We start from the raw sequence: 22,957 nt of genomic DNA, 5'->3' as shown, positions 1-22,957 counted from the left end.
CGCGCACGCCGGGCGTCGCCGGGGGTCGACGGACCGTCAGCTGCGTGCGCGCACGCCGGGCCCCGCCGCGGCTGCGACGGGGCCCGGGTGCCGATGGACCGGATGCCGGTCGGAAGGCCGGTCAGAAGGCCGGTCAGAAGGCCGGGATGACCGAGCCCTGGAAGGTGTCCTCGATGTACTTCTTCACCTCGGGAGAGTGCAGCAGCTGGGCGAGCTTCTGCACCCGCGGGTCGTTCTCGTGGCCCTTCTTGACCGCGAGCACGTTCGCGTACGGGTTGTCCTGGGCCTTCTCGAGCAGGATCGCGTCGGTGGCGGGCTTGAGGCCGGCGCCCAGCGCGTTGTTGCCGTTGATCACGGCGGCGTCCACGTCGTCCAGCGCGCGCGGCAGCTGGGCGGCGTCCAGCTCCTTGAACTTCAGGTGCTTCGGGTTGCTCGCGATGTCCTGGATGGTGGCGGTGATGCCGGCCCCGCTCTTGAGGGTGATCACCTGGTTGTCGGCGAGCAGCTTGAGCGCGCGGCCCTCGTTGGTGGCGTCGTTGGGGACCGCGACCGAGGCACCGTCGGCCAGGTCGCCGACCTTCTTGACCTTCTTCGAGTAGACGCCCAGCGGCTCCAGGTGGACGGCCTCGACCGGCACGATGTCGGTGCCGTGGGTCTTGTTGAAGTCGGTCAGGTAGGGGACGTGCTGGAAGAAGTTGGCGTCAGCGGAGCCGTCCTGAACGGCGGGGTTCTGCAGGGTGTAGTCCGAGACCTCCTTGACCGTCAGCTTCAGACCCGCCTTCGCCGCCAGGTTGTCCTTGATGTAGTCGAGGATCTGGGCGTGCGGGGTGGGGCTGGCGACCACGACGAGCGGCTTGTCCGCGTTGTTCGAGGAGCCGCTGCCGGAGGAGGAGCAGGCCGCGACCGAGAGGGCGAGGCCTGCGGTGGCCAGGAGGGCGGTGGACTTCAGGACAGTACGCACGAAAAGTGCCTTTCTCCGTTGGGTGGGGCCGCGCGCCCGGGTTCGGGCGGCGGAAGTCTGTGTGTGTGGGGGGGTGGGACCTGAGGGTCGTCAGCGCTTCAGGCGGCGGACGGCGAGGTCGCCGAGCAGCTGGACCAGGGTGACCAGCAGGACCAGCTCGATCACGATGACGATCATGAAGTTGGTCTCGAACCGCATGTAGCCGTAGGTGATCGCCAGGTTGCCCAGACCGCCGCCGCCGACCGTGCCGGCCATCGCCGAGTAGCCGATCAGCGCGATCACGGTGGTGGTCAGCGCGGAGAGCAGGGCGGGCAGCGCCTCGGGCAGCAGGGCCTTGCGGACCACGGCCCAGGTGCCGCCGCCCATCGCGTGCACGGCCTCGACCAGACCGCCGTCCACGCCGCGCACCGCGCTCTCCACCAGCCGGGCGTAGAACGGGATGGCGCCCACGGCCAGCGGCACGGTGGCCGCCTGCCAGCCGATCGAGGTGCCGACCACCCAGCGGGTGAACGGGATCAGCGCGACCAGCAGGATCACGAAGGGCAGCGAGCGGCCGACGTTGACGATCGCGCCGACCACCTTGTTCACCACCGCGTTGCGCAGCGGTCCGCCCTTGTCGGTGAGCACCAGCAGCACCCCGAGCGGCAGGCCGACCAGCAGCGTGACCAGGGTGGCGATGCCGACCATCTGGAACGTCTCGATCGTCGCGTCGTGCAGCAGCGGCTGCATGTCGTCCCAGTTCATGCCACAACTCCGTTCGGGCTGATCAGATCCACCTGCAGGCCCTGCTCACGCAGGTAGCCGATCGGCACCACGTTGTCCTGGTGGTCGCCGGGCAGTTCGACCCGCATCCGGCCGACCTGGCGGCCCGCGATGGTCTCCACGGCGGCGCCCAGGATGTTGATGTCGATCTGATAGGTCCGGGCCAGCTGGGAGACGAACGGCTGGCTGGAGGTGTCGCCCTGGAAGGTGATCTCCAGCACGGTGGCGCCGGGGCGCCCGGTGCCGGACTCGCCGAGCGGGAAGAGCTCGCGGGCCAGCTGGGAGCCCTCGGTGGCGAGCAGGTCGGTGAGCGTGCCGGACTCGGTGATCCGCCCGTCGCGCATCAGCGCGGCGGAGTCGCAGACCGACTTGATCACCTCCATCTCATGGGTGATCAGCAGCACGGTCAGGCCCAGCTGCTGGTTGAGCTCGCGCAGCAGCGCCAGGATCGAGCGGGTGGTCTCCGGGTCGAGGGCCGAGGTGGCCTCGTCGGAGAGCAGCACCTTGGGGTCGCCGGCCAGCGCCCGGGCGATGCCGACCCGCTGCTTCTGGCCGCCGGAGAGCTGGCTCGGGTAGGCGCCGGCCTTGTCACCGAGGCCGACCAGCTCCAGCAGTTCGCCGGCCTTGCGGCGGCGCTCGAGGCGGCCCAGGCCGGTGAGTTCCAGCGGCAGTTCGACGTTCTCCCGCACGGTGCGCGAGGAGAGCAGGTTGAAGTGCTGGAAGACCATGCCGATCCGGCTGCGCGCGGCGCGCAGTTCGCGGCCGGCCCCGCGCTGGGCGGATCCGGGGCGGCCGCCCGGCAGCGCGGTCAGTTCGACGCCGTCCACCGTGACGGTGCCGGAGCTCGGGCGCTCCAGCAGGTTGACGCAGCGGATCAGGGTGCTCTTGCCCGCGCCGGAGGTGCCGACGACGCCGTACACCTCGCCTGCGCGGACGTGCAGGTCGACGCCGCGCAGGGCGCTGACCTCGCGGCCACGGGAGGTGTAGACCTTGGTGAGGTCCTTGGTGGTGATCACAGCTGCTTCCGTCGGTCGGGGTCGGGTGGGGCGGTGCGAACGGCCCTGCGCCGGGCGCGGGCGTGCGGGCGTCGCGCCGGTGGGCGGGGCATGCGGGAGGTGTGGCGATGCTGTCGCTGAGGTGACAGCGGTGTTGCGGGGTGAGCCGGACCCGACCTGGACTGCCGCTCCCGTGGGCGGTGGGCCCGGGGGTCAGCGGGAGGCGGCGGATCGAGTGGCTGGGCGGGCAGCGGCCCGCAGGGCGTCAGGCCCGATCAGCAGTGACACATTCGACAACACATGCCACGCACACCTGCCGGCATGGTGCCGGTGGCGGTGGTCTTCGTCGTCGCAGTCATGAAAGTAAGTAAAGCAGATCCCAAAGCCCGGTCCCAGAAATCAGGATGTGATGTCCGTAATGCGGACACGGCCCAGCTGCCGCAAGGGAAACGCCGAACGGCCCCACCACGGATGGTGGGGCCGTTCGGCGTTGGGTCCTGCTGGTGGTTCAGACCACTCGGTGCTTGCCGGGGTCAGACGGCGATGGCCAGCGGGACCTCGACGGGCTTCTCCAGGGTCACCAGGCTCAGCTCGCGGCTGACCTGGCGGACCCCGGTCTGCCGGTAGCCCTGCTGCGCGTACAGGCGCAGGTTGCCCAGGCTGCGGTGGCCGGTGAGGAGCTGGAAGGCGCGCAGCGGGCGGTCGTCCTGCCGCAGCCGCTCCTCGACCGCCTGCACCAGCCGGCCGCCGAGGCCGTGGCGCTGCATCCGGGGGTGCACCACCAGGCGGGTTATCCGACCGACGCCGTCCTCGTCCACCCAGCCGCGCACCGCGCCGACCACCTCGTCACCCAGGCGCGCGACCAGCACGTGGCGGTCGGCCAGCTCCTCGCGCAGGCTCTCCAGGGTCTGGGTCAGCGGCTCGATCGACCAGTCGCCGTAGAGTTCGGCCTCGCTCTGGTAGCCGAGGTACTGGAGTTTGAGGATCTGCTCGGTGTCCTGCTCGGTCGCCGGCGAGATGATCACGCTCATGCCCATGTGCGGGGGCCTCCCATCGTCAATACCCGGGGCGCAGGGTGAGGGTTTCGCACCGGGTGGCCTGCCGGAGGTCTGCCCGGCCGGAGATCGTCCCTGACCGGGGGTAGCGCAAGACCGTACCAGCCGGATCTGATCAGCCGAACCGGAGATACGTTCGCCAGCGCTCTACCCAGCCTTTAGCTGTTCTCAACCCGCTGGAGGTTCCGGGTGGCGCAAATCACGCGGAAATATCACCCGATGAAGGGGTCTGACGCGGGGCCGGCGGGACCTGACGGAGGGCTGGGAAAGACCTGACGAAGGGCTGGGAGGGACCTGACGAACGCCGAACGCCGAACGGCCCCGGGCCCGAAGGCCCGGGGCCGGGGGCCGGCTACCGGAAGGTCTACTGGCGGAGGGGCAGCAGACGGAAGGTCAGCGGACGGGGGTCAGCGGCTGCTCCAGGCCTGCTGCACGGCCAGGTCCGCCTTGACCTCGGCCAGCTGGGCCGCCACCGCGCTCGGCGCGGTGCCGCCACGGCCGTCCCGCGCGCCGATCGCGCCGTGCACGCTGAGCACCTCGCGCACCTCGGGCGTCAGGTGCTCGGAGATCTCGGCGAACTGCTGGTCGGTCAGGTCCCAGAGCTCGATGCCCTGCCCCTCGCAGACCCGCACGCAGGCGCCCGCGACCTCGTGCGCCACCCGGAACGGCACCCCGCGCTTGACCAGCCACTCGGCGATGTCGGTGGCCAGCGAGAAACCGGCCGGGGCCAGCTCCTCCAGCCGCTCGCGATGGACCGTCAGGGTGGCCATCATGCCGGTGAAGGCCGGCAGCAGGACCTCGAGGGTGTCGCAGGAGTCGAAGACCGGCTCCTTGTCCTCCTGCAGGTCCCGGTTGTAGGCCAGCGGGAGCGCCTTGAGGGTGGCCAGCAGACCGGTCAGGTTGCCGATCAGGCGGCCCGACTTGCCCCGGGCCAGCTCGGCGATGTCCGGGTTCTTCTTCTGCGGCATGATCGAGGATCCGGTGGAGAAGGCGTCGTGCAGCGTGATGAAGCCGAACTCCTTGGTGTTCCAGATGATCACCTCCTCCGCGATCCGGGAGAGGTTGATGCCGATCATCGCGGTCACGAAGGCGAACTCGGCGACGAAGTCGCGCGAGGCGGTGCCGTCGATCGAGTTGCCCACCGAGCCGCCCTCGAAGCCCAGTTCGGCGGCGACCGCGCGCGGGTCCAGGCCGAGCGAGGAGCCGGCCAGCGCGCCGGAACCGTACGGGGAGACGGCGGTGCGGGTGTCCCACTGGCGCAGCCGCTCGGCGTCCCGGCCCAGCGCCTGCACGTGGGCCAGCACGTGGTGGGCGAAGAGCACCGGCTGGGCGTGCTGCAGGTGGGTGCGGCCGGGCATCGCGGTGTCCGGGTGCGCCTCGGCCAGGCCGACCAGCACCTCCTGGAGGTCCAGGATCAGGCCGCCGATGACCTTGGCGTGGTCGCGCAGGTACATCCGGAAGAGCGTGGCGATCTGGTCGTTGCGCGAGCGCCCGGCCCGCAGCTTGCCGCCCAGCTCGGCGCCGAGCCGCTCCAGCAGGCCGCGCTCCAGGGCGGTGTGCACGTCCTCGTCGGCGATCGTGCCGGTGAACGCGCCCGACTGGACGTCGACCAGCAGTTGGTCCAACCCCGCGAGCATGGCGGCGAGTTCATCGTCCGTCAGGAGGCCCGCGACGTGCAGGGCGCGGGCGTGCGCCCTGGAGCCGGCGATGTCGTAAGGGGCGAGCCGCCAGTCGAAGTGGACCGAGGCGGAGAGCTTGGCCAGCGCCTCGGAGGGGCCGTCGGCGAAGCGGGCGCCCCAGAGGCGGACGTCAGCGGTCAGGTCGGACGGCATCGCGTGGCTCCTTGCTGGATCTTCTCGGGAACTGGACTGCTCGGGGCTGCTGGGGTGCGGGAGTGCCGGGATGGGGGTGAGCCCCGGCCGTGGGGGGAGACGGCCGGGGCTCGGGGAAGGGTGGTTCGGACCCTGCCTGACCGTCAGGCCAGGTCGCGGCGGGCGGCGATCTTCGAGGACATCCCGAAGATCTCGATGAAGCCCTTGGACATCGACTGGTCGAAGGTGTCGCCGGTGTCGTAGGTGGCGAGGTTGAAGTCGTACAGCGACTGGTCCGACTTGCGGCCGTTGACCACCGCGCGACCGCCGTGCAGCACCATCCGGATCTCGCCGGACACGGACTGGTTGGCCTCGTTGACGAAGCCGTCCAGCGCGCGCTTCAGCGGGGAGAACCAGAGACCGTCGTAGACCAGCTCGGCCCAGCGCTGCTCGACCTGCCGCTTGTAGCGGGCCAGTTCGCGCTCGACCGTGACGTTCTCCAGCGCCTGGTGGGCGGTGATCAGCGCGATCGCGCCGGGCGCCTCGTAGATCTCCCGGGACTTGATGCCGACCAGCCGGTCCTCGACCATGTCGAGGCGGCCGATGCCCTGGGCGCCGGCCCGCTTGTTCAGCTCCTCGATGGCCTGGAGCACGCTCACCTTGCGGCCGTCGATCGCGACCGGGACGCCGGCCTCGAAGGTGATGACGACCTCGTCGGCCGCACGCGGGGTGGCCGGGTTCTGGGTGTACTCGTAGACGTCCTCGATCGGGGCGTTCCAGATGTCCTCCAGGAAGCCGGTCTCGACGGCCCGTCCGAAGACGTTCTGGTCGATCGAGTACGGGTTCTTCTTGGTGGTGACGATCGGGAGGTTCTTCGCCTCGGCGAAGGCGATCGCCTTGTCCCGGGTCATCGCGTAGTCGCGCACCGGGGCGATGCACTTCAGGCTCGGCGCCAGGGAGTTGATGCCCACCTCGAAGCGGACCTGGTCGTTGCCCTTGCCGGTGCAGCCGTGCGCGACGGTGGTGGCGCCGTGCTTCTGGGCGGCGGCGACCAGGTGCTTGACGATCACCGGCCGGGACAGCGCGGAGACCAGCGGGTACTCGCCCTGGTAGAGCGCGTTGGCCTTGAGGGCCGGCAGGCAGTACTCGTCGGCGAACTCCTCGCGGGCGTCGGCGACCTCGGCCTCGACCGCGCCGCAGTCCAGCGCGCGCTGGCGGATCACATCCAGGTCCTCGCCGCCCTGGCCGACGTCGACGGCGACGGCGATGACCTCCGCGCCGGTCTCCTCGGCGATCCAGCCGATGCAGACGGACGTGTCCAGACCGCCCGAGTAGGCGAGTACGACGCGCTCGGTCACGGCTTTCTCCTTCTTCGGTGGCTCAAGCTTGGTGGCTCATGCGGTGATAGGCATAAGTATGCACCATGCCGTATGAAACTCAAAGCCGATACACCGAGGCGGGTCGGCGGCGCTCTCCGCCGCCGGTCACGGGACGGTGGCGGGTGGACCGCCCACTGCGCCACCGTCCTGACGCGCGACCGCTACCAGGCGACCGGCAACTGCTTCAGCCCGTAGATCAGCGTCTCGTTGCGGAACGCGACCTCTTCGAACGGCACTGCCAGGCGCAGCCGCGGCAGACGGCGCAGCAGCGTCGACAGCGCGATCTGCAGCTCGGCCCGGGCCAGCGGCTGCCCCAGGCACTGGTGCACCCCGAAGCCGAAGGCGAGGTGCCGGCGGGCGTCCCGGGTGACGTCCAAGTCCGTGGCGCCCGGGAAGAGTTCCTCGTCACGGTTGGCCATGGAGAGGATCAGCAGCACCGCCTCGCCGGCCTTGACCACCAGGCCGTCGCTCAACTCGACGTCCTCCATGGCCACGCGGGGCAGGCCGGTGTCCACGATGGTGAGGTAGCGCAGCAGTTCCTCGACCGCGCCGCCGATCAGCTCGGGCTCGGCCCGCAGCCGATCGGCCTGGGCCGGGTTGCGCAGCAGGACGAGGGTGGAGAGCGAGGTCATGTTCGCGGTCGTCTCGTGGCCCGCGAGCAGCAGCAGCAGACCGTTGTTGGCGACCTCCTCGGCCGACAGGTCGTCCCGGGCGGCGAGCTTGGCGAGGATGCCCGTGGACCCGGCGTGCTTGGTCGCGGCCAGGTCGGTCAGGTACTCGATCAGCAGGTCGAAGGCGGCCCGCACGTCCTGCGGCGGGATGGTGCTGTCCAGCAGCCGCACGCTCTGGCGCTGGAAGAACTCGTGGTCCTCGTACGGCACACCGAGCAGGTCGCAGATCACCAGGGAGGGGACCGGCAGGGCGAATTCGGCCACCAGGTCGGCGGGCGAGCCGTGCCCGACCATGGCGTCGAGCGTCTCGTCGACGATCCGCTGGATGTCGGGGCGCATCGCCTCGACCCGCTTGATCAGGAAGTCGGTGGTGAGCATCTTGCGCAGCCGAGCGTGCTCGGGGTCGTCCAGGCGCAGGAAGTTCGGCTTCTCGCGGCGCAGTTGCTGCTGGCCGGGGAGCAGGAACGGGAAGGCGGGGTTGCGGGTGTCGGCGCTGAACCGGCGGTCGCTCAGCACCGCCCGCACGTCCCGGTAGTCGGTCAGCATCCAGCAGGGCTTGCCGTCCCAGAGGGAGATCCGGGTGGCGGCGCGGCGGAAGGCGGGCGGCGGGTCGAAGGGGCAGCCGCTCTCGCGCGGCGCGGGGAAGCTGATGTCGTCGACGACGCTCATGCCTCGACCTCCTCCACCTGTTCGGCGGCCACCGTGATGGCACCGCCCGGGCAGAGCGCGGCGGCGGTGCGCAGCTTGGGCAGGAGGGCGGGGTCGGGTCGGTCCTGGAGCAGCAGCACCAGGCCGTCCTCCTCGCTCTGGTCGAAGACGTCGGGGGCGGTCAGCACACACTGGCCGGAGCTGCAACAGCGATCCTGATCGACAGTCACGTGCATGGCGGGACCTCGTTGGGCGTGAAGGTGGGCCGGTTGCCTGGGGCAACCAACGTTCCGTGAGGCCAACCTAACGCGCTGTTGAGATGCTCACGCCCGAGCGAACCAAGGTCGACGGAGAATGGCCGGATCCCGCCCCTGCCGCACCGACATCGGGCGGCCGCCCGGGAGTTGTGCGGCGCTGCCGAGGAGTCGCGCGGCGCTGCCGGGGCGCTCGGGGAGCTACGGGCGCTCCGTGCGGGCCTGGGCCAGCTGCATCAGGTGGTCTGCCAGCGCCTGGCCGCCGAACGGGTCCCGGCTGATCAGCAGGACCGTGTCGTCGCCCGCGATGGTGCCGATGATCTCGTGCACCTCGGCCGTGTCGATCGCCGAGGCGAGGAACTGCGCGGCACCCGGCGGGGTGCGCAGCACCACCAGGTTGCCGGAGGCGGTGGCCGAGACCATCAGCTCGCCGGCCAGCCGGGCCATCCGCCCCTCACTGGCCGACTCCCCCATCGGCGCACGCGGGGTGCGATCGCCGCCCTCGGCCGGGACGGCGTAGATCAGCGCGCCGTCCCGGTTGCGGATCTTGACCGCGCCCAGCTCGTCCAGGTCTCGGGAGAGCGTGGCCTGGGTGACCACCAGACCGTCATCGGCCAGCAGCTTGGCCAGCTGGCTCTGCGAGCGCACGGGCTGACGGGTCAGCAGGTCCACGATCCGCCGGTGGCGCGCGGTTCGGGTCTGCGGGACCTGCGACGTCGGGCCGGCGGCGGACTGGCCGGCCGACGGGCCGGTGGACTGGTCGGACGGCTGCGCGGGGAGCAGCTCGGAAGGCTGGTCGGACGGCTGGTCGGAGGGGGACGCGGTCATGATGATGATTCTCCCGGACTACCCTCGCGCCTGCGCGGCCGGGTCGTCCTGCCGGGCCTGGGCGGCCCGCTCCGGTCCACCCTGGGACACCTGCGACGCCTCGCCCCCGGCGGCCCGCGCCGCCCGGACCTCGCGCAGGATCGCCGGCAGCGCGGCGAGGAAGGAATCCGCCTGCGCCTCGGTGAGGACCAGCGGCGGGACCAGGCGCACCGCGTCCGGCACGGCCGCGTTCACCAGGAAGCCGGCCCGCTGCGCGGCGGCCTGGACCTCGGCGGCACACGGCTCGGTGAGCACGATCCCGAGCAGCAGGCCGGCGCCGCGCACCTGCGCGACGAGCGGATCGCCGATCGCCTCGACGCCGGTGCGCAGCCGCTCGCCGACCGCCCGCACCTGGGCCAGCAGGCCCTGCGACTCGATGGTGTCGAGCACCGCGAGGGCCGCCGCCGCGACCACCGGGTTTCCGCCGAAGGTGGTGCCGTGCTGGCCTGGCTGGAGCAGCTCGCCGGCCGCTCCGTAGGCGATCACCGCACCGATCGGCAGCCCGCCGCCCAGGCCCTTCGCCAGCGTGACGACGTCCGGCTCGATGCCCGGCTCGGCCTGGTGGGCGAACCAGTGGCCGGTGCGGCCGATGCCGGTCTGGATCTCGTCCAGGATCAGCAGCGTGCCGGTCGCCCGGGTGATCTCGCGGGCCGCCCGCAGGTACCCGGGCGGCAGCGGGATCGCACCGTTCTCACCCTGGATCGGCTCCAGCAGCACGGCTGCCGTCCGCGTGCCGACCGCGGCCCGCAGTGCCTCGACGTCACCGAACGGGACGTGCGTCACCTCGCCGGGCAGCGGCAGGAACGGAGCCTGCTTGGACGGCTGGCCGGTGAGCGCGAGCGCGCCCATGGTCCGGCCGTGGAACGCGCCTTCCAGCGCCACCACGTGGGTCCGGCCGGTGAGCCGGCTGATCTTGAAGGCGGCCTCGTTGGCCTCGGTGCCCGAGTTGCAGAAGAAGACCCGGCCCGGACGCTCGTCCAGCGCGAGCAGCCGCTCGGCCAGTGCGACGGTCGGCTCGGCGATGAACAGGTTGGAGACGTGGCCGAGCCGCCCGATCTGCTCGGTGACCGCGGCGACCACGGCCGGGTGCGCGGTGCCGAGCGCGTTGACGGCGATGCCGCCGACCAGGTCGAGGTACTCGTTGCCGTCCGCGTCCCAGAGCAGCGCGCCGGCGCCGCGCACCAGCGGCAGCCGGGGGGTGCCGTAGTTGTGGGCGAAGGAGTGCTGGTAACGCTTCGTCAGTTCGGTGTTGTGCGAGGCCTCTTGGTGCGCGTGCTCGGTCATGCCAGGCCCCCCAGAACGGTGCTCTCGTCGTCCGGCACCACCATGGTGCCGATCCCCTCGTCGGTGAAGATCTCCAGCAGCAGGCTGTGCTGCACCCGCCCGTCCAGCACCCGCGCGGTGCCGACGCCGGAGCGGACCGCGCGCAGGCAGCCCTCCATCTTGGGCAGCATGCCGCTGGCCAGGCCGGGCAGTATGGCCTCCAGCTCGCTGACCGAGAGCTGGCTGATCACGTCGTCGGAGTTCGGCCAGTCGGCGTAGAGGCCCTCGACGTCGGTGAGCACCACCAGCATCTCCGCGCCGAGCGCGGCGGCCAGCGCGGCGGCCGCGGTGTCGGCGTTGATGTTGTAGACGTGGCCGTCGGCGCCGCGCGCGATGGACGAGATCACCGGGATCCGGCCGTCGGCGATCAGCGCCTTCACCGCGCCCGCCTCGATGTTGACGATGTCGCCGACCAGGCCGATGTCCACCTGCTCGCCGTCCACCACCGCGTACCGCTTGACGGCGGTCATGGTGTGCGCGTCCTCGCCGGTCATGCCGACCGCGAACGGCCCGTGCTCGTTGAGCAGTCCGACCAGCTCGCGCTGGACCTGGCCGGCCAGCACCATCCGGACCACGTCCATGGTCTCGGGGGTGGTGACCCGAAGTCCGTTGGTGAAGGTGGACTCCAGGCCCAGCTTCTCCAACTGCGCGCTGATCTGCGGGCCGCCGCCGTGCACCACCACCGGATGCAGGCCCGCGTACCGCAGGAAGACCACGTCCTGGGCGAAGGCCGCCTTGAGCGACTCGTCGATCATGGCGTTGCCGCCGAACTTGACCACCACGGTCTTGCCGTGGAACCGCTCCAGCCAGGGCAGCGCCTCGATGAGGGTCATCGCCTTGGGCAACGCGGTGTTGTTGCGGGCCTGTTCGCCCTTGGGTGCGATCTGCACGGTCTCGGTCCCTCGTCCCTCGGGATCAGGTGGCGCTCGGGATCAGGTGGAGCTCTGGATCAGGTGGAGTAGGCGCTGTTCTCGTGGACGTAGTCGGCGGTGAGGTCGTTGGTCCACACCGTGGCCTGCGCCGGACCCGCGTTCAGGTTGGCGGCGATCACGACCTGCCGGTCCGTCATGCTGACCAGGGCGCGGTCCTCACCGACCGAGCCGTTCCGGCAGACCCAGACGCCGTTGATCGCCACGTCCAGCTTGTCCGGGTCGAAGGCGGCGTCGGTGGTGCCGATCGCGGCCAGCACCCGGCCCCAGTTGGGGTCCTCGCCATGGATGGCGCACTTGAGCAGGTTGTTGCGGGCGATGGTGCGGGCGACCGTGACCGCCTCGTCCTCGGTGGCGGCGCCGGTGACGTCGATCCGGATGTCCTTGCTCGCCCCTTCGGCGTCACCGACCAGCTGGCGGGCCAGGTCGGCACAGACCTGCTCGACCGCCGCCGCGAACTCGGCTGCGTCAGGCGTCACTTGGGACGCGCCGGAGGCGAGCAGCAGGACCGTGTCATTGGTCGACATGCAGCCGTCGGAGTCCACCCGGTCGAAGGTGGTGCGGGTGGCGGCGCGCAGCGCGTCGTCCAACTGACCCGCGTCCACGGCGGCATCGGTGGTGAGCACCACCAGCATGGTGGCCAGCCCCGGGGCGAGCATGCCCGCGCCCTTGGCCATCCCGCCCACCGTCCAGCCGTTCACGGTGGCCTGGGCGGTCTTGTGCACGGTGTCGGTGGTCTTGATGGCGATCGCGGCGGCGCTGCCCCCGGCGGCGCTGAGCTCCTTGACCGCGAGCCCGACGCCCGGCAGCAGCAGGTCCATCGGCAGCCGCTCGCCGATCAGGCCGGTCGAGCAGACCGCCACCTCGCCCGCGCTGACGCCCAGTTCGGTGCCGACCCGCTCGGCGGTGGCGTGCGTGTCCTGGAACCCGGCGGGGCCGGTACAGGCATTGGCACCACCGGAGTTGAGGATGACCGCGGCCAACTGGCCGCCCTTCAGCACCTGCTGGGACCAGAGCACCGGCGCGGCCTTGACCCGGTTGGAGGTGAAGACGCCGGCCGCGGCGAAGGCGGGACCGTCGTTGACCACGAGGGCGAGGTCCGGGGTGCCGGAGGCCTTGATCCCGGCCGTGACGCCGGCGGCCCGGAAGCCCTCGGCGGCGGTGACACCGACGTTCTGCTGCTGGTCGATGGGGCTTGTCACGGTGCGACTCCGTTCAGCGGAAGGCCCAGCTCCTCGGGCAGGCCGAGGGCGATGTTCATGCTCTGCACCGCGCCACCGGCGGTGCCCTTGACCAGGTTGTCGATCGCGCTGATCGCGATGATCCGGCCGGCCTGCTCGTCCAGCACCACCTGGACCAGCGCGGTGTTGGCGCCGTACACCGACTTGGTCTGCGGCCACTGCAGTTCGGGCAGCAGGTGGACGAACGGCTCGTCGGCGTAGGCGTCCTGGTACGCGGCCCGGACGTCCCCGGCGGTGACGCCCGGCTTGGCCTTGGCGCTGCAGGTGGCCAGGATGCCCCGGGACATCGGCACCAGGGTCGGGGTGAAGGAGACGTTGACCGGCTCCCCCGCCACCGGGCTCAGGTTCTGCGCCATCTCCGGCGTGTGCCGGTGCACCCCGCCGACTCCGTACGGCGTGACCGACCCCATCACCTCGCTGCCCAGCAGGTTCACCTTGGGCGCCTTGCCGGCCCCCGAGGTCCCGCTGGCCGCCACCACCACGGCCTCCGGCTCGGCCAACCGCGCCGCGTACATCGGGAAGAGCGCGAGCGACACGGCGGTCGGGTAGCACCCCGGCACCGCGATCCGCCGGCTCCCCTTCAGCGCGGCCCGGTGCCCCGGCAGCTCGGGCAGCCCGTACGGCCAGGTCCCGGCGTGCGCGGAGCCGTAGAAGCGCTCCCAGTCCGCCGCGTCCTTGAGCCGGAAGTCCGCGCCGCAGTCGATCACCAGCACGTCCTCGCCGAGCGCCGCCGCCACCGCGGCCGACTGCCCGTGCGGCAGCCCGAGGAAGACCACGTCATGCCCCGCGAGCACCTCCGGCGTGGTCGGCTCCAGCACCCGCCCCGCCAGCGGCACCAGGTGCGGCTGCAACTCCCCCAGCGCCACCCCGGCATTCGATCCACCGGTCAGCGCTCCGATCTCCACCTCAGGATGCGAGAGCAGCAGGCGCAGCACCTCACCACCCGCATACCCGCTCGCTCCGGCTACGGCGACTCGCAAGGCCATGACTGCTTCCTCCTCAGGACTTGGCATGAATATACGCATCTCGGAACATTCATGCAAGGAGCTCGGTGGAGGACGGGGCTCTGCTGTTGTGACTGAGCGCTTCAGTTGGCGGGTGAGTGGATGAAGCGGCGAGCTGAGCGCAGATCCGCTCGCGTGACTGCGGACCGCAGGTTGGACCGAGGCGCGTCCGCAGCGTGCAGCGGCCTGCCGTCGCTCCCCGCAGACGGCCGCCTGCTACCCGTCCAGCTGGCGACTGCGCGCTCCGGCTAGCCGGTCGGCCGCCACTCGGCGGACCTCGGCGTTCTCCAGTGGGTCGCGGCACAGCGCCGAGAGCCGAGCCTCTGTCCGCCGACCGAGCGGCACATGTTTGGCGGACAGCAGGCGGACACCGGACTCGCAGTCCCACAGACCCTGTGCCAGCGTCCGTCGACTGCCCGCAGGGTCGATGGTGAGCATGGCCCGCAGGACGGCAGCGCGTTCGGCCGAGTGCGGGGTCAACTTCCACAGGGCACGAAGAGCAGGCAGAGCTTCACGTGCTGCGGGCCCGCGCTGGGCGATCGCATCGGCCAGCGGAACGAAGCCACACCAATCGCAGGTATGCATCTTGCGCTTCCACATCACCAGCAGGTCGGAAAGGCTCACACCGTCGGGACCGGTCGGCAGTACGCCCCCTGCGGCTGTTCGCGCGGCACAGGAGGGGTGGAACCGGTCAGCGGTCCGGTCGCTGTACTGGTTGCCTGGAGCCCAGGTCCGCCAGGGCTCGTCGCCGAACCAGAGCGGATCGTAGACGTCCTCGGACAACCGCTCCGACACCCGGTCCCGCAGGCCGGCCCACCGCTCGATCGGCCACCTGGTTGCGATCAGCTGGAGAACGTGCGGCCAGCGCCGCCCGGTGTGGACGTAACGCAGCAACTGGGCCTGTGCCTCGGCGTTTCCAGCGCGGGCGAGTGCTTCCAGCACACCGGCGGCCAGTTCGAAGCCGGCCCCCTGTTCGGTCCACGACACGGCCCGGTCCCGGGTCCACAGCCAGCGGACGATGGGGGCGATGTCCATGCGCAGGTCGCGCACCAACCGGGCCAGATAGACCTCGCGCTCGTCGATCAGCTGCCACCAGCGGTGGTCGGTGCGGATGCAAGCGTGCACAAGGCAAGCGGCACCAGGGTCCTTCAGCGCTCGCAGGGCCCCGACTCCGTGCCCGGCCTGCAGCGCGCCCAGCAGCTGATCGGGGTCCGCGTAGCGCCAGCCTGACTCGGTGGCGTCGAAGTCGTCGTGCCAGTTCGGCTCGGAATCGTGCCTGTCAGCGGGCTCGTTGGTTACCTTCATCGGGCCCACCATGGCCGAGGACACCTCAAGAGGACCAGCGCATTTCCGCCCAGTGAGCGGTCAACCGGCGAGAGCCTCTCGCTGATCTGCGGCACCGACAGTGCGACCGACTGTGCCGGTACCTGCCCGACGAACGCTCAGCTCGCCAAGCGAAGCGGCTGACTCGCGCCGGCGGTGGACTTCTTCGGAGTTGACGACAACTTGCCTGCCGAACGATCGTCAGCCGTCATACCTCGCCGATTCAGCGACAGTTGTCGTGCTGACCTGACCGGAGAACCGCACGTCGAGTACCACTGTTAGCGACAAGTAGCCTGCTGAGTCACACGACCTCCCCGAGGTGTCCTGTCGCAGTGCGCTTGGCGGATTCTTACCCGGTCTCATCCGTGCTGTCGGCTTCTCACCGTTTCGCGCATTGAGTGAACTCGGCGATCCGGCGACGCCTGTGCCAGTGCGGCCGCGGACGACCCGCGTCACTTGCCTTCCAACGCCTCCACCAGCTGCGGTAGGTTGCCGCCGGCCACGGCGAGGGCCAAGTGGTCGTGGAAGTCCCGGCTGCTGACGATCAGGCCGTCGCGGACACGCAGCACCTGGATGTTGGCGGCCCTGAAGTTCCGCTCGGTCGCCCGGTGATGCACCTGGTAGTCCCATTCGTTGACGATCACCTCCGGGTCGTCGGTTTCCCGGATCACCACGTTCACCGGGGTGAGCTCCACGGGGACGCTCGTGGCGAGTTCCATGAACCGCTCCTCGATCACAGCCCGCCCCTCGAACCGGTGCGGTCCGACGGGCGCGAACGCGATCTCCACCACGGCGTCCTCGGCGTAGAGGTCCGCGAGCTCCGCGAACCGCCCCGCGCCGATACCCTCGAGCAGCTTCGTGAAGACCTCACGAGGCGACAGCGTTTCGGACATGATCAACCCCCAGCGTGATCTGTCGCTAGAATCGGACTAGCGACTCCGGTTTCAACGATACGGACTAGCAACTCCGTTTGTCCAGTGCGGCTTCGCCGCCGACAGGAAAGGGTGGAAGAGATGAGCGGCGCTCAGGAACGCCCGCTGCGGGCGGACGCGGCCCGCAACCGGGCCAGGCTGCTGGACGTCGCCACGCAGGTGTTCGCCACCCGCGGCGTCGGCGTGCCAACCGAGGAGATCGCCCGGGCTGCCGGGGTCGGGGTGGGCACGCTCTTCCGGCACTTCCCGACCAAGGAAGCGCTGTTGGAAGCCGTGATGGTGCGCAGGCTGGAGACGATCGCCGCCCGGGCGGCACAGCTGCCCGCCGAGTCCGCTCCCGGCGAGACGTTCTTCGACTGCTTCCGCCTGGTGGTCGAGCAGTCCGCGGGCAAGAGCGAGTTCGCCCAAGCGCTCGCCGCCGCCGGTGTGGACGCGCACGCGGCCCTGCAGGAGTCCAGCGCGGCGATCCGGGCGCGGCTCGCCGAGTTGCTGGCCGGGGCGCAGCGGGCCGGGGCGGTCCGCCCGGAGCTGGGCCTGCCAGAGCTCATCGCCCTGCTGGTCGGTACGACCACGACGATGGAGCACCTCGGGAACGACGTGTCGGCCCGGGAGCGGATCTTCGCGGTGGTCTTCGACGGGCTGCGGCCACGCTGACCGGCCCGTCTTGCGTCCTCGGATCCTGAGCCGTGGTGAACCTTGGCCTGACCGAACGAGTCGGTCTCGCTTCGCGGGTCGCGTTCCCACCGCGCCCATGCCCGAGTACCCGCCCGTGCCGCGACGCCCGCGCCACCTTCAGTCGCTTCCCGGAGACAGGTCGTCAGCTCGGGAGCCGGCCTCCAGCGAGTGGTCGAAGGCCTCGACGCACGCCATGCGAACCTCCCCACACCTGCCACGCCCGAACCTCCGTTCGGCAACGCGGCCGGACGGAGCCGGGCGGTGACAACAAGGCCGACCATGCACCGCAGGTGACAACAGAGATGGCCAATCGGTGCCAACAATCCTGTCTCACCTCGACCGAACACGCAGGCCACACTCTCCCCCGGTGACAACTAGCGTGTCTCGGCACAGTGTGCCGGGACTCGATAGACGGCCAACGGGACAGCCTTGTTGGCCAAATGAGACGCGCTAGTTGGCCAGATGCTCAGAGCCGGGTCAGGCCGAATATCGCTTCGAGGATCTTGGTGGTGGTCCCCCGTCGGGACCCGGCGGGTGGCAGTACAACTCGGAGCGGCGTCGAGGGCAAGCGGCAATCTGGTGGCGGCCCGTCACTTGCAACTGCGAGCCTGGAACCGTGACTGCAACGCTGCCTGCTGGAGGGACCGTCGAACGCGTCCGCGCCGTGTCGGGAGATGAAGCCGCGACCATGCTCTCCCTGGAGCGGCTGGTGGTGACAGAGCTACCAGGCCAGGTCGACTACGCGCCGCTTCGACCCGTGATCATCCTCGGGTTCCACGACCTGTGCTTGCTCAGAGCCGAGGATGACGACGACTGGTACATGGGGCAGGTTGATGCCGAGGGATCCGTGATCTGCTGGGCCTCCTACGGCTCTGACCTCGGTGAAGCTATCCAGGGCCTCTGTCGCTCCCCCGGAGGACCGCGCCGGCTGAGCTGGGCCTGCCGTGCGCTGGGGCGGGCGTCCGCCCCAGCGCCGGTGCGGTTACTCGTGCAGGAACGTTTCGGTGAAGCTGGTGCCGCTGGAGCCGAGTGCGCCGGTGCGGGCCTCGTAGGTGCCGTTCGAGCTGGGGTCGAGCGCGACCGGGCTGGTGGAGCCGAGGGAGGCGCCGTTGACGGTGGCCGAGCTGAACTTCAGGGTGCCGAAGTTGGGGTAGGACCCGGTCGGCGACTCGATGATGACCTCTGCGCTGGCCCGTTGCGCGGAGAGGGACTTGCTGGTGGTGTAGGTCCAGCCTCGCGAGGAGTCGGTCAGCTTCAGGGTGTACTTGCTGCTCCCGGCGTAGGTCACCGAGGCGGTGATCGCGTCGCCGGCCGACACCGGGTACGAGCTGAGGCTCAGGTAGACCGGGTTCGCCGGGTACATCTCGTACCAGGCCTGGTCCACGGGGCTGCCGCTGGAGCAGTCGGTCGCCACCCCGGTCTGCTCGACGGTGGACGTGCCGTAACCGTCGATGCCGACCCAGGGGGCGTAGAGGTCGTTGCTGGAGTTGCAGGTCGCGCTCGCCTCGGCCCAGGACGCCGAGACCGAGGTGAAGCCGCTACCCGTGGCGGCGTAGCCACCCCAGTTGTAGCCGTTGGTGTTGTAGTGCAGGGGGCGGAAGGACAGTCCCTGTGCGGCCGCCGCGGTGGTCGGCGCGGCGGGGACGGCGAGGGTGGTCGCCACTGCCGCGAGGGTGGCGACGCGTATCAGGAATCGGCGCATGCTGGCTCCTATGTGGGGGACGATCAGGAAGCTGCTCATACACCAGCCCGAGCCGTGTGGGCGGCTATGACGGGCGGCAGTACAGGATCGCCGACTGGCATGGGTCGGTCAACATCCTTGGCATTACTGGGTGTTGGCTGAATGCCGCACCAGGCGTACAGCGCCGTGCAGGTGCGGGCCTTCTCATGATCGGCTTCTTCTTCTCCGGACGGGCAGCCGGTACGGTCTGCTGCAACGTCGGTGGTGGGCTGGGGGGTTCGGTGGCGGGCATGGAGATCGCGGTCGGGTACGTGTTCGGATGGGCGGTCCGCGAGGCGAAGCGGGGGGCCGGCCCGGCCGACGCGCGGGGCGACCGAGCGGCCCCACCCGGTGGCGGGTGCGGGAGGCGCTGGAGGACGCCGCGGCGCAGGATCCCGGCTTCGCCGAGGCCTTGGACCGCGCGGTGGAGGAGCTGCGGGCCCGGTCCCGCACCACCGGCGGAGAGTCGGCGGGAGACGACGGTGCGGCCGGCGGCGGGAACGTGGGGATCCGCTGCGGCTACCCGTTCGCGGTCGGCTGGGACGGCCCGGTGGTGAGCCTGGACCCCGCGTTCCAGCGCGGCCTCGGCCCGGACCACCCCGACACCCTCGCCACCTGGCACAGCCTCGCCTACTGGCGGGAGGAGGCGGGGAGGTGAACTGACCGCCGGGTAGCCCCTACCGGGCGACGGGCGGGCTCATCCGGACCGTGTCGCCGCAGATGGTGACCTCCGCCGGCTTGCCGCTGTGGTCCACCACCGGGACCCGGACCGCGGTGCTGTCACCCGGCGCGGTCACGTCGGCGGCACCGGCGGTGACGAACACGCAATTGCCGCTGTCCGGCCCCTTGCCGTTGAACTCGGAGTAGCTCAGGGCGATCACCGCCTTCTTGCCCGCGCCCAGCGTCAGCGGCGCGGGGCTGCCCGTCCCGGCCCCGAGGGCCTGCGGCCCCTTGCCCAGGTGGAACTCGAGCTTCGGGTACCCGGCCAGAGTGCAGCTCTGCGAGCCGGAGTTGACGGCGACGAGTTCGGCGTTCGCCGGGTCCTTCGCATCGGTGCCCGCATCGGTGAGTCGGGTGAGTGTCCACCTCAGGCTCTGCGCAGAGCACTTGGGCGCCGACGAGCTGCCGGAGCCCGGCGCCGTCGGGATTCCGGTGGCGGACGAGGCGGCGACCGGAGCACTGGACCGGCCCGCGATCGGCGCGGCGGGCACCGGCGCGGCCGACGCCGGCGCAGCGGGCGCCGGCGCACCGGACACCGGCGCGGCACCGGCGGCCTTCGACGGGTTGGCCGTGGAGCTGGGACCGCAGGCCGTCAGGCCGAGCCCGGCCAGCAGCGCGGTAGCGGAGACCGTCAACAGAAAGCGCGAGCGCATGGATCCCCCCGGATCGTCAGGACAGCCGACGGGCCCCTCTGGCCGGCCGGGCTGTGCGTTGTGCAGAGGTGAAGACACCACGAAGGCCCGGTCGGTTGCCTCTGTCTGAGAATTTCCTGAGAGAATGCTGAAGCGCGAGGTCCCCGCCGCGAGGTGCCGAGCCACGCCGGCCGGCAGCCGGCACGTCACCTCGACGAACTCGACATGCGCGCCGGCGAGCTCAACTGGCGGCAGCGCCGAACCACTTGGGCAGCAGGCCGAGCAACTCCCGCTGGTCCCCGCCGACCCACGCCACGTGGCCGTCCGGCCGCAGCAGCACGGCGGGCACGTCCAGTTCCTCGCTGACGTCGACGACCTGGTCGACCCGGTCCGCCCAACCCGCCACCGACAGGCGGCCGGTCTGGTCGAGCAGCAGCCCGCGACCGCCGTGCATCAGCTCGTAGAGGCGGCCCTGCTTCAGCACGACGTCCCGGAGCCGCCGGCCGAGCAGGTCGTGCCCCTCGCCGAAGTCGTAGCGGACCCCGACGGCGGTGACGATCCCGGTCATGTACCGGTTCACCTCCTCGAAGTCCATCAGCTTCGAGAACAGTTCGCGCAGCGCGGTCGCCCCCGGATCGGTCCCCAGCAGCGTGGTCTGCGCGCGCGTGTTGTCCAGCACGGCGGCGCCCACCGGGTGCCGTTCGGCGTGGTAGCTGTCCAGCAGGCCCTCCGGCGCCCAGCCGTTGACCTCGGCGGCCAGCTTCCAGCCGAGGTTGAACGCGTCCTGGACGCCGAGGTTGAGCCCCTGCCCACCGGTCGGCGGGTGGATGTGCGCCGCGTCGCCGGCCAGCAGCGCCCGGCCCACCCGGTAGCGCTCGGCCTGCCGGGTGGCGTCGCCGAACCGGGACAGCCAGCGCGGTGAGTGCACGCCGAAGTCGGTGCCGGCGATGGCCCGTAGCTGCTGCTGGAACTCCTCCAAGGTCGGCGCGGTCGCGCGATCCTCGGAGACCCCTTCGGCGGGCACGATGATGCGGTACAGCCCGTCCCCGAGCGGGATGGCGCCGAACCGGAGTTGGGTCCTGCGAACCTCCGCGACGACGGCGGCAACCGTCTCCGGGGGCTCGGTCACCTCCAGGTCGCCCAGCAGGGTGTCGACCTTGGCGGGCTCGCCGGGAAACCCGACGCCGAGCCGCTTGCGCACCGTGCTGCGACCGCCGTCGCACCCGACGAGGAAGCGCGAGCGCAGTCGGGTGCCGTCCGCCAGCTCGACGGTCACCCCGTCCTCGTCCTGGTCCAGCCCGACCACGTCGCAGCCACGCCGGATCTCGGCACCGAGTTCGAGAGCGCGCTCGCTGAGCAGCCGCTCGGTGAGCGCCTGCGGGATGCTCAGACCGTACGGGTGAGCGGTGTCCAGCCGGTCCGGCCAGGGCTTGTGGATACCGCCGAAGAAACCGCCGACCTGGAATTTCTCGCTGACCGCGAGGAACCGGTCCAGCAGGCCGCGCTGGTCCATCAGCTCGACGCTGCGCGCGTGCAGGCCGCGCCCGCGCGACTGCTCGGTCGGCTCGGTCAACTTCTCCAGTACCACCACGTGCACGCCGTGCAGCCGCAATTCACCGGCCAGCATCAGTCCGGTCGGTCCGCCGCCGACCACGATCACGTCAATCATCAGAACGCCCGTTCCACGAGATGGGATTTCGGCCGACCGCGCCGCGCGTCACTTCGCGAATCGGTCATTTGCGCAGGCGGTGGCCGTGGCCGACCATTCTGGAGCACGACCAGGGCCTTGCCGCAAGGCCCCCGGTGCGCTATATCTTGAGAGTGGCAAGGAGTGGGAGATCTCCTTGCCTCTGTCTTTTGTCGGCTGTCTTTTGTCGCCCGGTGCCGTCCGGTGCTCGTCCGGTCACGGACCAGGAGTGCGCCGGATTCGCTCGACGGGCGGCAGGGCGGTCGGCATCTCGTCGGTGACCCAGGCGTATTCCAGGCCGGCCAGGACGCCACCGTCCTCGACCCAGACGAGCAGCTCACCGACGTACTCGCCGCGCTCGTCCAGCACCTGCGCGTCCACCGGGACGAGACCGGCGGCCAGCGGGGCCCGACGCTCGGCGGCGAGCACCCGCAGGTCGACGCTGACCGAATCGGGCGTCCAGGTGGCGATGACCTCCGCCTGCTCGAGCTGGCTCCGCAGCTCCGGCGCACCGGGGAAGTCACCGGCCAGCAGGTGTTCCAGCACGGCCTGCTCGGCTGCGTTCAGCGGGCGCGGGACAACGGGCACTGGTGGCATGCCCCCATGATGTCCCGTCACCGTCCCCGTCCCCGACCGTCAGTCGGCATCGGGGACGGGGAGTCTCACCGGTTCGCGGGATCGGGGCTGCACAGCCAGCCGTTGACGGCGAAGCGGCTGTCCGCGTGCTGCCCGCTCGGGCAGCTGACCGGCCGCACCTCGTGCCAGGCGGTGGGCCGGAAGAACACGATGCTGTCGTGCTCGGGCTCCCAGTCCCGCCAGGTGCGCTCCTGCCACTTTCCGGTGGTCCGGGTGTGCAGCGGCAGGGCGGCGTCGAACATGCGCAACTCGCCCCCGTCGAAGGGCCGGGGCGTGCGGTGCAGGTAGTACACGAAGGTGAGCAGCCGCCGGGGGGCGAACTCGGCGCTGGTGTCCTGGTGCGGCCGGTAGAAGTCGCCGTCGTTGTGCACGTTGAGGCTGTAGTCGGGTTCGGTGTGCCGGCAGGAGACCCCCAGCGTGTGCTCGACCGCGTCCAGCACCTCATCGATGGCCGCCAGCAACTCGGGCGCGGCGAAGTCCTGGCAGGACCGGGACCGGCGGATGTCGGGGACCAGCTCCCGGTCGCGGATCATGGAGGGCTTCAACGTGTCACCGGTGGCGGCGACGGCGCGCTCCAGCAGGGCGTCAGCCGTCCGGTCGCCGAGGAACTGGGTGATCCGGCAGACCGTCACCGGGAGCCGCCAGATCGCGTCCGTGCACACCGGCGTTGGCTGATCCGCCGCCTGCGCTGCTCCCACCGAGGTGCCCTGGCTCGTCATGATGTGCTGCCTC

Annotated in this window: 22 protein-coding genes; 2 read left to right on the top strand and 20 right to left on the bottom strand. The window is 70.8% G+C overall.

Going from position 1 to position 22,957, the window contains the following annotated elements; genetic code table 11:
- Positions 1-133: 133 nt before the first annotated feature.
- From OG403_RS31135 to OG403_RS31065, 15 genes are all read right to left on the bottom strand, one after another.
- The gene (locus OG403_RS31135; protein ID WP_329570290.1) at positions 134-961 is read right to left on the bottom strand and encodes a MetQ/NlpA family ABC transporter substrate-binding protein; all 828 of its coding nucleotides are present in this window, start codon (positions 959-961) and stop codon (positions 134-136) included.
- Between the two features lie 90 nt (positions 962-1,051).
- Positions 1,052-1,705: a methionine ABC transporter permease gene (locus OG403_RS31130; RefSeq protein WP_329570288.1), complete on the bottom strand. Its 654-nt coding sequence runs from the start codon at positions 1,703-1,705 to the stop codon at positions 1,052-1,054.
- Positions 1,702-2,739, bottom strand: a complete 1,038-nt coding sequence (locus OG403_RS31125) for a methionine ABC transporter ATP-binding protein (protein WP_329570286.1) — start codon at positions 2,737-2,739, stop codon at positions 1,702-1,704. Before OG403_RS31125 ends, OG403_RS31130 begins: the two co-directional genes overlap by 4 nt.
- A 512-nt stretch (positions 2,740-3,251) precedes the next feature.
- Positions 3,252-3,755 carry a GNAT family N-acetyltransferase gene (locus tag OG403_RS31120; RefSeq protein WP_329570283.1) on the bottom strand — a complete coding sequence of 168 codons (504 nt, stop codon included), beginning with the start codon at positions 3,753-3,755 and terminating at the stop codon, positions 3,252-3,254.
- 425 nt (positions 3,756-4,180) lie between these two features.
- Positions 4,181-5,605, bottom strand: coding sequence for an argininosuccinate lyase (argH, locus tag OG403_RS31115; RefSeq protein WP_329570281.1), 1,425 nt, complete (start codon positions 5,603-5,605; stop codon positions 4,181-4,183).
- A gap of 143 nt (positions 5,606-5,748) precedes the next feature.
- Positions 5,749-6,942: an argininosuccinate synthase gene (locus OG403_RS31110; RefSeq protein ID WP_329570279.1), complete on the bottom strand. Its 1,194-nt coding sequence runs from the start codon at positions 6,940-6,942 to the stop codon at positions 5,749-5,751.
- Between the two features lie 182 nt (positions 6,943-7,124).
- A complete protein-coding gene (locus OG403_RS31105) occupies positions 7,125-8,303 on the bottom strand; it encodes a cytochrome P450 (protein WP_329570277.1) in 1,179 nt (392 codons plus the stop codon).
- Positions 8,300-8,518, bottom strand: a complete 219-nt coding sequence (locus OG403_RS31100; protein ID WP_329570276.1) for a ferredoxin — start codon at positions 8,516-8,518, stop codon at positions 8,300-8,302. Before OG403_RS31100 ends, OG403_RS31105 begins: the two co-directional genes overlap by 4 nt.
- 219 nt (positions 8,519-8,737) lie before the next feature.
- Entirely contained in the window at positions 8,738-9,364 is a 627-nt protein-coding gene (locus OG403_RS31095) for an arginine repressor (protein ID WP_329570275.1), read from the bottom strand.
- An 18-nt stretch (positions 9,365-9,382) separates the two neighbouring features.
- Positions 9,383-10,687, bottom strand: a complete 1,305-nt coding sequence (locus OG403_RS31090; protein WP_329570273.1) for an acetylornithine transaminase — start codon at positions 10,685-10,687, stop codon at positions 9,383-9,385.
- Positions 10,684-11,559, bottom strand: coding sequence for an acetylglutamate kinase (gene argB, locus OG403_RS31085; protein WP_329572659.1), 876 nt, complete (start codon positions 11,557-11,559; stop codon positions 10,684-10,686). Before argB ends, OG403_RS31090 begins: the two co-directional genes overlap by 4 nt.
- Before the next feature lie 116 nt (positions 11,560-11,675).
- Positions 11,676-12,857 (bottom strand): bifunctional glutamate N-acetyltransferase/amino-acid acetyltransferase ArgJ, encoded by a 1,182-nt coding sequence (gene argJ / locus OG403_RS31080; RefSeq protein WP_329570272.1) that lies wholly within the window; start codon positions 12,855-12,857, stop codon positions 11,676-11,678.
- Positions 12,854-13,882, bottom strand: a complete 1,029-nt coding sequence (gene argC / locus OG403_RS31075; RefSeq protein ID WP_329570270.1) for an N-acetyl-gamma-glutamyl-phosphate reductase — start codon at positions 13,880-13,882, stop codon at positions 12,854-12,856. The genes argJ and argC overlap by 4 nt, the downstream gene beginning before the upstream one ends.
- A gap of 234 nt (positions 13,883-14,116) precedes the next feature.
- Complete coding sequence (locus tag OG403_RS31070; protein WP_329570267.1) at positions 14,117-15,217, bottom strand: hypothetical protein; 1,101 nt, start codon at positions 15,215-15,217, stop codon at positions 14,117-14,119.
- A gap of 458 nt (positions 15,218-15,675) precedes the next feature.
- Complete coding sequence (locus OG403_RS31065) at positions 15,676-16,116, bottom strand: nuclear transport factor 2 family protein (RefSeq protein WP_329570265.1); 441 nt, start codon at positions 16,114-16,116, stop codon at positions 15,676-15,678.
- Positions 16,117-16,236: 120 nt separating this feature from the next.
- Here OG403_RS31065 and OG403_RS31060 point away from each other — a divergent pair, with 120 nt between their 5' ends.
- The gene (locus tag OG403_RS31060; RefSeq protein ID WP_329570263.1) at positions 16,237-16,809 is read left to right on the top strand and encodes a TetR/AcrR family transcriptional regulator; all 573 of its coding nucleotides are present in this window, start codon (positions 16,237-16,239) and stop codon (positions 16,807-16,809) included.
- 1,003 nt (positions 16,810-17,812) lie between these two features.
- Here the strand turns inward: OG403_RS31060 and OG403_RS31055 are convergent.
- Positions 17,813-18,532: a G1 family glutamic endopeptidase gene (locus OG403_RS31055; protein WP_329570261.1), complete on the bottom strand. Its 720-nt coding sequence runs from the start codon at positions 18,530-18,532 to the stop codon at positions 17,813-17,815.
- A gap of 376 nt (positions 18,533-18,908) precedes the next feature.
- On the opposite strand from OG403_RS31055, the gene OG403_RS31050 reads away from it, so the two are divergent.
- Positions 18,909-19,208 (top strand): hypothetical protein, encoded by a 300-nt coding sequence (locus OG403_RS31050; RefSeq protein ID WP_329570259.1) that lies wholly within the window; start codon positions 18,909-18,911, stop codon positions 19,206-19,208.
- A gap of 19 nt (positions 19,209-19,227) precedes the next feature.
- Here the strand turns inward: OG403_RS31050 and OG403_RS31045 are convergent, their stop codons facing one another.
- The 4 genes from OG403_RS31045 to OG403_RS31030 form a co-directional block, all read right to left on the bottom strand.
- Positions 19,228-19,923 carry a DUF4232 domain-containing protein gene (locus OG403_RS31045; RefSeq protein ID WP_329570258.1) on the bottom strand — a complete coding sequence of 232 codons (696 nt, stop codon included), beginning with the start codon at positions 19,921-19,923 and terminating at the stop codon, positions 19,228-19,230.
- Positions 19,924-20,143: 220 nt separating this feature from the next.
- Positions 20,144-21,571, bottom strand: coding sequence for a rifampin monooxygenase (rox, locus tag OG403_RS31040; protein ID WP_329570257.1), 1,428 nt, complete (start codon positions 21,569-21,571; stop codon positions 20,144-20,146).
- A 234-nt stretch (positions 21,572-21,805) separates the two neighbouring features.
- Positions 21,806-22,186, bottom strand: a complete 381-nt coding sequence (locus OG403_RS31035) for a hypothetical protein (protein ID WP_329570255.1) — start codon at positions 22,184-22,186, stop codon at positions 21,806-21,808.
- 65 nt (positions 22,187-22,251) lie between these two features.
- The gene (locus OG403_RS31030; RefSeq protein ID WP_329570252.1) at positions 22,252-22,944 is read right to left on the bottom strand and encodes a 2OG-Fe(II) oxygenase; all 693 of its coding nucleotides are present in this window, start codon (positions 22,942-22,944) and stop codon (positions 22,252-22,254) included.
- Positions 22,945-22,957 lie beyond the last annotated feature (13 nt).

The sequence above is a fragment of the Kitasatospora sp. NBC_01266 genome (assembly GCF_036242395.1).
Taxonomy (GTDB): Bacteria; Actinomycetota; Actinomycetes; order Streptomycetales; family Streptomycetaceae; genus Kitasatospora.
This window is presented reverse-complemented; position numbering and strand designations above follow the sequence as displayed.